Source organism: Polaromonas sp. P1_A2, assembly GCF_056406895.1.
The window spans coordinates 1-12,182 of sequence record NZ_JBFTZI010000009.1 but is presented as its reverse complement, the minus strand read 5'-3'; the positions used below and the strand labels follow the sequence as shown (position 1 = coordinate 12,182).

Genomic DNA, 12,182 nt, shown 5'->3' with positions numbered 1-12,182 from the left:
CCGTCGACTTGTAACGAAAAGGATGTGAACCATGAAAACTGTTCTGAAATTTTGCATTTTTGCCGCCGGCCTGGCCCTGGGCCAGGTGGTTCTGGCGCAAGCCTCACCGGTGACCTCCCAGCTGCTGGCGCAGCGCGTGGAGATGGTGGCCGGCAAGCCGGTGCTCAAGCCTGCCGGCGACGGCAAGCCGGGCGACGTCCTGCAATACAGCGCCACCTACCGCAACAACGGCACGGCCGCCGCGGGCAAGCTGCTGGCCACCGTGCCGGTGCCGCCCGGTACCACCTTTATCGCCGCGAGCGAGCAGCCCGCCCCGGCCCAGGCCTCCACGGACGGCAGCAGCTTCGCGCCCATGCCGCTGACCCGCATGGTCAAGCAGGCTGACGGCAGCACGCGCAAAGAGCCCGTGCCCCTGGCCGACTACCGCGCCCTGCGCTGGGAACTCGGCAGCCTGCCAGCGGGCGCCACCTCGGTGGTCAGCCTGCGCGTGAGCATCGATGCGCCGGCGGTCGCCTCGGCGGCCAAGCCCTGATGGCGGCCGGATCCGTCCACAGCGCCCTTCCCAGTTTTTGTTGTTAGTTGTCTGTCGATTCACCGTTGTCTTGTAGCCAGGAGAAATACGCCATGTATGCCAACCCCCCGAGTCCGCGGCCCCTAGGGCTGCCGCACTTCTTCACCCACTGGATTGTGGGCTTGCTCGTTGCCTTCGCGCTGGTGATGGCCGGAACGGCTGCGCACGCCGCACCGCCGCCCGCCGGCACGTCGATCAGCAACCAGGCCTCGGCCACCTACTCGGATGCCTCGGGCATCACGCGCACGGTGACCTCCAACGTGGTGCAGACCACGGTGCAGCAGATCGCCAGCCTGACGCTGGCCGCCAACGGCGCGCAGAACGCGACGCCGGGCAGCGTGGTGTACTACCCGCATACCCTGACCAACACGGGTAACGGCACGGACACCTTCAACCTGACCACCAGCAACACCGGTGCCTTCTCGATGGCGAGCGTGCAGATCTTTGCCGACAACGGCAGCGGCACCCCCACGGGCCCCGCGATCACCTCGACCGGCGCACTCGCCGCGGGCGGCCAGTTCAAGTACATCGTGGTTGCCACGCTCCCGGGCACGGCCACGGCGACGCAGACCAACACCATCACGGTGACCGGCACCAGCGTGTTCGACAACACCAAGACGCAGTCCAACACCGACGTGACCACGGCCACGACGAATGCGGTGGTGACGCTGACCAAGTCGGCCAGCGTGTCCAGCGGCGCGGCCGGCACGGCCATCACCTATACCCTGACCTACACGAACACCGGTAACAGCACGGCCACCGCCGTGGCGATCACCGACGTCCTGCCGGCAGGCCTGACCTACACCGCGGGCTCCGCTCGCTGGAGCGTGACCGGCGCCACCGCGCTGAGCGACAGCGGCGGCTCCAGCGGCTCCGCGCCCAACACCCTGACTTCGGGCTACACCCTGGGCACCAAGACCCTGCTGGTCACGCTCAACCAGGTGACGGCCGGCCAGTCGGGCACCATCAGCTTCGGCGTGACCGTGGCACCGGGCACGGCGCCCGGCGTGCTCAACAACACCGCGACGACGTCCTACAACAACGGCGCCACCACGGTGACGGGCGGCTCCAACACCGTGCCCTTCACGGTGCTGCAGACCGCCGCCGTGACGCTGACCGGCACCACGGTGCCCGGCCCGGCCGCGCCAGGCTCGACGGTGAGCTTCACCAACACGGTGACCAACACCGGCAACGGCTCCGACACCTTCAACATCACGCTGAGCGCGGGCAACTTCCCGGCCGGCACGACCTTCCAGCTGTTCAAGAGCGACGGCGTCACGCCGCTGGTCGACACCAACAGCGACGGCACGGTCGACACCGGCCCCCTGGCCGCCGGCGCCACCTACAACGTGATCCTGAAGGCCACGCTGCCGCCGAACGCGACCAACACCGGCTCGCCTTTCATCATCACCAAGACGGCCACCTCCGTGTTCGACCCGACCAAGACGGCCAGCACCCCCGACCAGCTGACCGCCGTGGCCAACGCAGCGGTTGACGCCACCAACAACCTGCCGACCGCGGTGGGTGTTCCCGGCGTGGGCGTGTTCGCCAACGGTGAAGGCGCGGCGCAGGTCACCAACACGCTGAACCCCGGCGCCTCGACGGTCTTCACCATCGTGGCCAACAACACCGGCCCCTCGCCGGACAGCTACAACCTGGGCGCCAGCACGGTGAACACCTTCGCCAGCGTGACGCTGCCGGCCGGCTGGACGGTCAGCTTCCGCGCCGACGGCGGCGCGGGCAACTGCTCGACCACCGGCGCGACCATCACCAACACCGGCTCCGTGGCCGCCGGCGGCAACGTCGTGGTCTGCGCGGTGGTCGGCGTGCCGGCCGGCTTCGCGGCAGGCACCACGCAGCTGTACTTCCGCACGCTGTCGCCCACCTCGAACGCTTCGGATACGCTGCATGACGCGGTGGTCGTGAACGCCGTGCGCTCCATCACCCTGACGCCCAACGGCGCCGGCCAGACCTACCCCGGCGGCTCCTATGTTTACAGCCACACCCTGACCAACACCGGCAACGTGCTGGAAGGCAACGGCACGGTCAGCACGGTGACCCTTGCCGGCGCCGACAACCAGGCCGGCTGGACTTCCGCGCTGTACTACGACGCCAACGCCAACGGCGTGCTCGACGCGACCGACCCGCAGATCAGCAGCACCCTGCATGCCGCGGGTGTCCTGCCCGCGGGCCTGGCTCCCGGCGCATCGATCACCGTGTTCAACAAGGTGATCGCGCCCAGCGGCGCGACCCCCGGCGCGGTGGATGCCACGACCATCACGGTCACGACCAGCAACGGCAGCTATGTGACGACGGTTCCCGCGGTGGCCACGGCCATTGACAGCACCACCGTCATCGCCGGCAACCTGACCCTGGCCAAGGCGCAATCCCTGGACACGGCCTGCGCCGGTCCCAACGGCGGCACGGTTTACGCGGCGGCCACCCTGAGCGCCCGTCCCAACCAGTGCGTGCTGTACCAGATCACGGTGACCAATGTGGGATCCGCGAATGCGACCTCCGTCGTCGTGTCCGACGCGACGCCGAGCTACACCACGCTGAGCAGCGCCGCCGCCAGCACGGTGGGCACGGTCACCGGCCCCGCCGCGGGCGCGGCCGGCACCGTCACCGCAACGATCGGCACCCTGACCCCCGGTCAGTCGGCTGTCGTGACTTTCGGTGTGCGCATCAACCCCTAACCCGGGACTGACCTCCAGCGCGGGAAGCGAAAGCTTCCCCGCTTTTCCAAGGGCACGGCAACGCGCCCTTTGGAAAGCGACGCCCTGCCGCAACCCACCACCCACCCAGCCCACATGCTCTTTCGCCCGCTGCGCAAACTGCTGATTTCCTGCATGTTGCTGCTCTTCTGGGCAGCCGCACAGGCAGCGCCGACCCCGGTGGGGACGGTGATCAGCAATACCGCGAGCGCGACCTTCACGGACGCTGCGACGGGCCTGCCGGTGCGCATCAATTCCAATACCGTGAACACCAGGGTGGCGGCGCTGGAAGCGCTGACGTTGAACGCCAGCCAGAACCTGTTGATCGGCGTCGGCTCCTCCTTCACCATCAACCACAACCTCGCCAACACCGGCAACACCACCACCAACTACCTGGTCACCGCCAGCGTGGCCGCCGGCAGCGTCTTCACGCCGCTGAACCTGCAGGTGGTGCTGGACGTCAACGGCAACGGCCTGGTCGATGCCGGTGAGCCCGTGGTGCCCGCCGGCGGCGTGGTGCCGGTGGCCGTCGGCGCCACCGCGGGCCTGCTGATCACCGGCCAGATTCCGCCCGGCGCGGTGCCCGGCCAGACCGCGCAGATCAGCTTGCGCGCGATCAGCCAGCTGCAAAGCGCCACGGCCACCAACACGGACACGATCAACCTGACCAATGGCGCGGCCGTGCAGGTCAGCTACGCGGCCGGGGCGGCCACCGCTACCCAAAGCGTGGCGCTCAACTTCACGGCCAGGGCCATCAACAACGGCAACATGGCGGCCAGCCCCGCCAACGTGACGGTCAACGGCGCGCCCGCCGCGCTGTTCATCCTGCGCGCACCGGTGCCGGTGAACACCACCTTCACCTCGGCCCAGCCCGCCACCAATCCCGGCGCACAGACGCTGTACCACTTGCAGGGCGCCGCCACCGGCAGCTATGTCACCACTGTGCCGGCCGGCAGCGTGGTGGACGCGGTGGCCTGGGCCATCGCCACCTTGCCGCAGGGCGGTCTGTTCCTGGGGCAGTTCAGCGTCATGGTGAACTCCAACGCCTCCGGCAACGTGAGCGGTGCCGCCTATGCCGACTGGACCGACGCCGCCGCCCCACTGACCACCACCAGCAACACCGTGGTGCTGCCGCTGCCCGCGCACACGGCGAGCCTCCAGTTCTATACCAACAACACCTATACGGCGCACGCCGCCCAGAGCATTCCCGGCAACGCCCTGTTTGTGCAGGCTGACGCGTCCATCTGCAATGCCGACCCAAGCACGATAGGCACGGTGCCCATCACCATCGTGAGCCAGCTCACCGGTGATTCGGAAACCTACACTGCCGTGGAAACCGGGCCCAACACCGGCGTGTTCCGCATCCTGCCCAGCGTTCCCACCGCGAACGCGGCTTCACACATCGTGGCCTCGGGCGACGGCATCCTCGAGGTGCTGCGCAACGACACCGTGACCGCCAGCATCACGACCTGCGGCGGCATAACGGTGTCGGTCACCACCACGCTGCTGGTGGACCCTTCGGGCACCGTTTACAACTCGGCCACCAACCAGCCCATCGCCGGCGCCACGGTGCAGCTGATTGACGTCCTCGGCGCGGGCAACGGCGGCAACCCCGGCGGCCCGGCCGTGGTGTTCCTGATGGACGGCATCACGCCGGCGCCCAGCGTCGTCGTGACGGCGGCCGACGGTTTTTTTGAATTCCCGCTGGTGCTCAACAGTCGCTATCGACTGGTGGTTACCCCGCCGGCTGGCTTTTCCTTTCCTTCGCGGGTGCCTGTGGCCTTGCAACCGGCCGGCCGGGTGATAGACACGTCGGGGTCTTATGGCGGCAATTTTCTGGTGGCGCTGGCGCCGGTGCATTTCGACGTGCCCCTGGACCCCGGCGCCACCACCGGCGGCCTGTTCATCCAGAAAACCGCCAACAAAAAAACCGCCGAGATCGGCGACTTTGTCGATTATTCGGTCAAGCTCAACAACGTCTCGACCGTGCCGCTGCCGGCCACCGTGGTCAGCGACAGCCTGCCGGCCGGCTTCGCCTATGTGCGCGGCAGTGCGCGCCTCAATGGCGCGGCGCTGGCCGATCCCGCCGGCGGCGCCGGCCCCAGCCTGCAATTCGCCGTGGGCACGCTGGCCGCCGGCGCGCAGCCCGTGCTGACCTACCGCGTGCGCGTGGGCGCGGGCAGCCAGAGCGGCAACGGCATCAACACGGCCCAGGCCGCCAGCGGCGCGGTGCGCTCCAACAGCTCCAGCGTGCGCGTGCAGGTGGTGGGCGGCGTGTTTTCCAACAAGGCTTATGTCATCGGCAAGGTGTTTGCCGACTGCAGCAGGGACGGCGTGCAGGACGCCGGCGAGCCGGGCATCCCGGGCGTGCGCATCTACCTCGAGGACGGCACCTACGCCGTGACCGACGAAGAGGGCAAGTACAGCTTCTACGGCCTGGAGCCGCGCACCCATGTGGCCAAGGTCGACAACACCACATTGCCCGCGGGCGCCACGCTGGCCGTGCTGAACAACCGCAATGCCTTCGACGCCGGCAGCCGCTTCGCGGACCTCACCAACGGCGAGTTGCACAAGGCCGACTTCGCGATTGCCGAATGCACGCCCGGCATCCGCGAGCAGATCGCGGCGCGCCGCAAGGCGCTGGGCAACGCGTCGGAAATCACCCAGGCCGCCGGCACGCTGCTGCAGGCCAACCGCGCTGCCGCCGCGGCCGACAGCCGCACGCTGCCGGCCAGCGGCGCCATGGGACTGCCGGGCGCGCAGCAAAACAACGCCGGCAGCAATGCCATGGCGGCGGCGCCCCTGCCGGGCACCCTGGGCGCCGTCGGCGACACGGGTGGTCCCACCGCGCCCAATGCCCGCCTGCCCAAACCCATCTACACGCCGGCTAGCGTCGAGCCGGCCCAGCCCGCCGCGCCCGCCGGCGCCGAGGCGCCCGCGGCCGAGCAGGTGCCGCAGCCGCTGGAAGACCTGCTGCCGGAACTGGACGCCGCCACCGGTTTTGTCGGCCTGGTGGACGAACAGCTGCTGCCGGTCGCGCAGACCCGGGTCCGCGTGAAGGGGCCGCTGGGCGCGCGCTTCGAACTCACCGTCAACGGCCAGCCCGTGCCCGCGACCCAGGTCGGCAAAAAGAGCAGCCTGGAGAAAAACAAGGTCCTGGCCTGGGAATACATAGGCGTGGACCTCAAGCCCGGCCGCAACACCCTGGCCGTGCGCGCCCTGGACGGTTTCGGCAATGCCCGCGGCACGGCGCAGATCACGGTGCGCGTGCCCGGCGCGCTGGCCAAGATCGAGGTCGCCGCGCCCGCGCAACTGGTCGCCGACGGCGCGACCGCCGTGCCCGTGATAATTTCGCTGCGCGACGCGCAAGGCCTGCCCGTGGCGGTGCGCACCCAGGTCAGCCTGCAGGCCAGCCAGGGCCAGTGGCAGACGCCCGACCTCGATGCGCGCCAGCCCGGCACCCAGGTGTTTGTCGAAGGCGGCGAAGGCCGCTTCCTGCTGCTGCCGCCGGCCCAGCCCGGCAAGGCCGAGCTCACCGTCACCAGCGGCACCGTCAAGTCCGTCTCGCCCATCGAGTTCATGCCCAACCTGCGGCCCATGATCGCCGCCGGCATCGTGGAAGGCACGATCAACCTGCGCCGCCTCAATCCTTCCGCGCTGCAGCCCGCGCAAAGCGGCGACGTGTTCGAGCGCCAGATCCAGAGCGCCTCGCGCAGCTTCTCCGGCGGCAAGGGCGAGGCCGCCGCGCGCACCGCGCTGTTCCTCAAGGGCAAGGTCCTGGGCTCCTCGCTGCTGACGCTGGCCTACGACTCGGACAAGCCTTCGGACACGGCGCTGTTCCGCGACATCCAGCCCGGCCAGTTCTACCCGGTCTACGGCGACTCGTCGGCGCGCGGCTTTGACGCGCAGTCCACCGGCAAGCTTTATGTGATGCTGCAAAACGGCAGCAACTACGCGCTGCTGGGCGACTACTCGACCCAGACCGACAACCAGGCGCGCCAGCTCACGCAGTATTCGCGGGCCCTGAACGGCGTGAAGGGCCGCTACCAGGACGGCGCGGTCACGGTGGAAGGCTTTGCCAGCCGCACCGCCACCACGCAGCTGGTGCAGGAATTCCGCGCCAACGGCACCTCCGGCCCCTTCTTGCTGAACATCAACGGCGTGGTCAACAGCCAGCAGGTCAACATCCTCACGCGCAACCGCAGCCAGGCCTCGGTCATCGTCAACGACACGCCGCTCACGCAGTTCACCGACTACGAGATCGAGCCCATGAGCGGCCGGCTGCTGCTCAAGGCGCCGGTGCCCAGTGTGGATCCCGACCTCAACCCCATCTTCGTGCGCGTGAGCTACTCGGTCGATTCCGGCGGCGCCAAGCACACGGTCGCCGGCGCCGAGGCCCGTGTGCAGGTCACGCCGGCCGTGACGCTGGGCGCCTCGACGCTGCGCGACACCGACCCGGCCAACCGCCAGAACCTGGACGGCCTCAACGTGACGGCCAAGCTCGGCGAGAAAACCGTGGCCACCGGCGAAATCGCGCGCAGCAGCACCGACCTGCAGGGCAGCGGCTCGGGCCAGCGCGTGGAGATCCGCCACGAAGACCAGGCGCTGCAGGCGCGCGTCTGGGGTGCCAAGACCAGCGCCGGTTTCTACAACCCCAACAGCGTGCAGTCGGCCGGCCAATCCGAATACGGCGCCAAGGTCGGTTACGCGGTGGACGACAGGAACCGCGTGGTCGGCGAAGCGCTGCGCACCGCCAACAGCGTGACCGGCGCGTCGCAGACCGGCGCAGAGCTCAAGCTGGAACACAGCATGGCCGGCAACGTCAAGGTGGAAGTCGGCGTGCGCTACAGCGCCGCCAACACGGCCGCGGCCCTGTCCGGCCCGGCCCTGCCTGGCTCCACCCAGCCGATCGTCCCCTCGGCCACGGCGCTGGCGGCGGGCTCCTCCGAAGAAGTCGGTACCACCACCGCGCGCGTCAAAGTGACGGTGCCCGTGCCCGACGTGCCGCAGGCCGACGTCTACGGCCTGGCCGAGTACGCCATCGACGGCAGCGGCGGCCGCGAAGTCGGCGTGGGCGGCAACTACGCCATCAATTCGACGACGCGCCTCTATGCACGCCACGACTTCATCAACAGCCTCAAGAGCATTTACACGCTCAACGCCTCGACCTCGCAGTACACCACCGTCGCCGGCATCAACACCGAGCTGACCGACAGCACCCAGCTGTTCAACGAATACCGCATGGGCGACAGCATCAACGGCCGCACCAGCGAAGCTGCCCTGGGCCTGCGCCGGCTCTGGCGCCTGGACAACGGCGTGGGCCTGACGGCCAGCGTGCAGCGCATCAAGCCGATCTCCGGCGTGGTGGTCGACGACTCCAGCGCTGTGACGCTGGGCGCCGACTACACGGCCGCCGCCACCTGGAAGGCCTCGGGCCAGCTGCAGTGGCAGACCTCGACCAACTCGAGCAGCTGGCTGCTCACCGGCGCGCTGGCCAACAAGCTGGACGACAGCTGGACGCTGCTCAACCGCGGCCTCTACAGCGAGCAGTCCAACCTCGGCGCCGGCGGCGGCAAGCGCGAACTCATCACGGCGCAGTCCGGCGTGGCCTACCGCCCGGTCGACACCGACAAGTGGAATGCCCTGGGCCGCATCGAGTACAAAAAAGATTCCGACAGCACCCTGGGCCCGGGACTGAGCCGCGACGAGTCCGGCCTGATCCTGTCCACCCACCTCAATGTGCAGCCCAACCGCCACTGGACCATGAGCGGGCGTTACGCCGCCAAGTGGGGCAGCGACCGCTCCAACGGCATCAGCAGCCGCTCCTTCACGCAGCTGATCGGCGGGCGCTCCACCTGGGACCTCACCGAGCGCTGGGACTTCAGCCTGCAGGCCTACCGCATGTGGGGCAACGGCGCCGCCGAAACCGCCGTGGGTGTGGAGGTCGGCTACCTCGCCTGGAAAAACATGTGGGTGTCCGTGGGCTACAACGTCAAGGGTTTCAAGGCCGCGGACATGGCGGGCGAGGCCTACACCCAGCGCGGCCTCTATCTGCGTGTACGCTTCAAGTTTGACGAGAACGTGTTTGGCGAGCCTTCCGGCGCGGCCGCGGCTTCTCCTTCCCGCACGGCGGCCCCCCAACAATGATGCTTTTTCAGCGCCCCGTTTTCCGTTTGCCGCGCAAGCCGGTGTTTTCACGCGGCCTGGCGCGGGCCGCATGGGGCGCCGCCTTGCTGCTGCTGGCCGCACCCTGGGCGATGGCGCAGACCACCCTCAACTACACCGGCGCCTTGCAGACCTATACCGTGCCCGCGGGTGCGGGCGGGGTGATCATCCAGGCCTTCGGCGCGGGTGGCGGCAGCGGCGGCAATGACTCCAACGGCTGGGGCGGCGCCGGCGGCGCGGGCGCGCGGGCCACCGGCACGTATTACATCGCTCCAGGCACCGTGCTCAACGTGGCCGTCGGCCAGGGCGGGCGCGCCGGCAATACCTCGCAGGGCGCTTTCACCTGCGCCAATGCGGCCGGCGCGGGCGGCCTGGCGGGCGGCGCGCCCGGTTGGGCTGGTGGCTCGGGCGGCCAGGCCGGCTGCAGCGGCTGGTCCGGCGGCGGCGCCGGCGGCGGTGCCGCCAGCGTGGTGGCCACGGCCGCCAATGCCCGGCTGATTGTTGCCGGCGGCGGCGGCGGCGGGCAGGGCGGCGCGCTCGACGTGTCGGGCCGGGCGGGCCTGGCGGCGACGACCACGGTTGGCACCATGCCGGGTGGTGCCGGCACCGCCGGCACGACGCGCACCGGTGATGGTTCCGGCGGCGGCGGCGGCGGCGGCGGTTGCGCGGCCGGCGCGGGCGGCGCGGAACTGGTGGACAGCAGCGGCACCAACAACACCCGGCAGGCCACGGGCGGCGGCTCCTGCAGTGACACGGCGGCAATTTCGGCCTTCAGCATCACTGCCTCCCTGGGTGGCGCGGGGGGGGCTTCGGTGACCGGCACGGCACCGGCCAGCGGCAACCCCGGCGGCAACGGCTCGGTGATCATCACGCCCATTTTCCCCACGCTGACCGTCACCAAATCGCAGCCCAGCCCGGCGCTGCAAGTGGGCATCAACAGCGTCTACAGCCTCACGGTGGCGACCACCACGACCACGCCGGCCTTTGTGGCGCGCGTGGTCGACCAGCTGCCCGTCAACATGACCTACGTCAGCAGCAGCGGCACCGGCTGGACCTGCTCGACCGCGGCCAACGCCGGCGGCACGCTGGTGACCTGCAATTTCACCGGCACCATCGCTGCGAGCGGCGGCACTTCGGTGCTGCAGATCACGGCCAGGCCCACCAGCAACATCACGGTCACCAACTACACCGCCGTGGACCCGGCCGGCGGCACCAGCCCGCCGACCCCGACCACCTGCACGGCCGCCAACACACCCAGCGCCGGTTGCGCCGCGCCCGTGGTCAGCGCGGTGGCCCTGGGTTTCGGCGGCAACGTGTACAGCGACCCCAACCACAACGGCAACCTGGACGCGGGCGAAGCCGGCATAGGCGGCTCCAGCGCGCTGTGGGTCAAGCTGGTGCCTCGCTCGGGCAGCACCTGCAACGGCCCGGCCACGGTGGCGGCCTCGGTCAACCTCACGACCGGCGCCTACAGCTTCACCAACATACAGCAGGGCAACTACTGCCTGGTCGTGGACGGCAACGCCACCCTGAGCGACATCACGGCGGCCTACCCGGCCGGCTTTATCGGCACGCAAAACCCGACCGGCATCATCCAGTTCAGCATCGTGGGCGCACCGCCCGTCCCGCAGAACTTCGGCTTGTACAGCGGCAGCACCCTGAGCGGCACTGTGTTCGCCGACAACGGCGCGGGCGGCGGCACGGCCAACAACGGCGTGAAGGCCGGCACCGAGCCCGGCCTGGCCGGCATCACCGTCAACGCCATGCAGGGCGCGACCACGCTGGACAGCGAGCCCACGGCCAGCGACGGCAGCTTTACCCTGTGGATTCCCGGGGCCACCAGCGGCACCGTGGTCCTCACACCCGTGCTGCCGGCCGGCTACACCGCCACCGGCGGCTCGGCCGGCACCACCGGTGGCAGCTACACCCGCCCCAGCGTGAGCTACACCGCCGGCTCGGGCCTGGCCCGCACCGGCATCAGCTTCGGCATGGTGGCGCCCAACACCTTAAGCCCCAACGGCGCGCAGACCGCCCAGCCCGGCACCGTGGTGTTCTACGCCCATACCTACAAGGCGGCTACCGGCGGGTCAGTCGCCTTCTCGATCGCCAACACCGCCACGCCGGCCAGCCCCGCCTGGAACCAGGTGCTTTACCAGGACAGCAACTGCAACGCTGCGGTGGAGGCCAGCGAGACGCAGCCTGCCGCGACCATTACTGTCACCGCCGGGCAGACTGTGTGCCTGGTGATCAAGCAGTTCGTGCCCGCGGGTGCCGGCCAGGGTGCGCAGAACAGCATCACGCTGAGCGCCGCCTTCACTTACACCAACTCGGCCCCGGCCCTGGCCGTGAGCACCCTGCTGGCCACCGACATCACCACGGTGGGCCAGGCCGGCGACCTGTCGCTGGCCAAGCTGGTGAGCAATGTGACCCAGGCGCTGCCCGCGGCCACCAGCGTGAACGCCAATCCCGGCGACACGCTGCAGTACACGCTGACGGCCACCAACAACGGCACGCAGCCGCTGTCCACGCTGTTTGTGAGCGACTCCACCGCGGCCTTCACCGGCTTTGTGTCGGCCGCCTGCCCGGGCACGCTGCCCACGGGCATCACGGCCTGCACGGTGACGACGCAGCCGGCGGTCAATGCGCAGGGGGCGCTGAAGTGGACCTTCACCGGCTCGCTGGCCTCGGGCGGGCAACTGATCGTCACTTACCGCGTCAAGGTCGACCAGTAG

4 protein-coding genes are annotated in these 12,182 nt (G+C 69.6%); all 4 read left to right on the top strand.

Annotated features, from left to right (window positions below; all coding sequences use genetic code 11):
- The first annotated feature begins 31 nt into the window (after positions 1 to 31).
- Positions 32 to 532, top strand: a complete 501-nt coding sequence (locus tag AC1D09_RS23220) for a hypothetical protein (RefSeq protein WP_477664800.1) — start codon at positions 32 to 34, stop codon at positions 530 to 532.
- 92 nt (positions 533 to 624) lie between these two features.
- Positions 625 to 3,267 carry a beta strand repeat-containing protein gene (locus AC1D09_RS23215; protein ID WP_477664799.1) on the top strand — a complete coding sequence of 881 codons (2,643 nt, stop codon included), beginning with the start codon at positions 625 to 627 and terminating at the stop codon, positions 3,265 to 3,267.
- Positions 3,268 to 3,381: 114 nt separating this feature from the next.
- Positions 3,382 to 9,432 carry an SdrD B-like domain-containing protein gene (locus AC1D09_RS23210; protein WP_477701251.1) on the top strand — a complete coding sequence of 2,017 codons (6,051 nt, stop codon included), beginning with the start codon at positions 3,382 to 3,384 and terminating at the stop codon, positions 9,430 to 9,432.
- The gene (locus AC1D09_RS23205; protein ID WP_477701250.1) at positions 9,429 to 12,182 is read left to right on the top strand and encodes an SdrD B-like domain-containing protein; all 2,754 of its coding nucleotides are present in this window, start codon (positions 9,429 to 9,431) and stop codon (positions 12,180 to 12,182) included. Before AC1D09_RS23210 ends, AC1D09_RS23205 begins: the two co-directional genes overlap by 4 nt.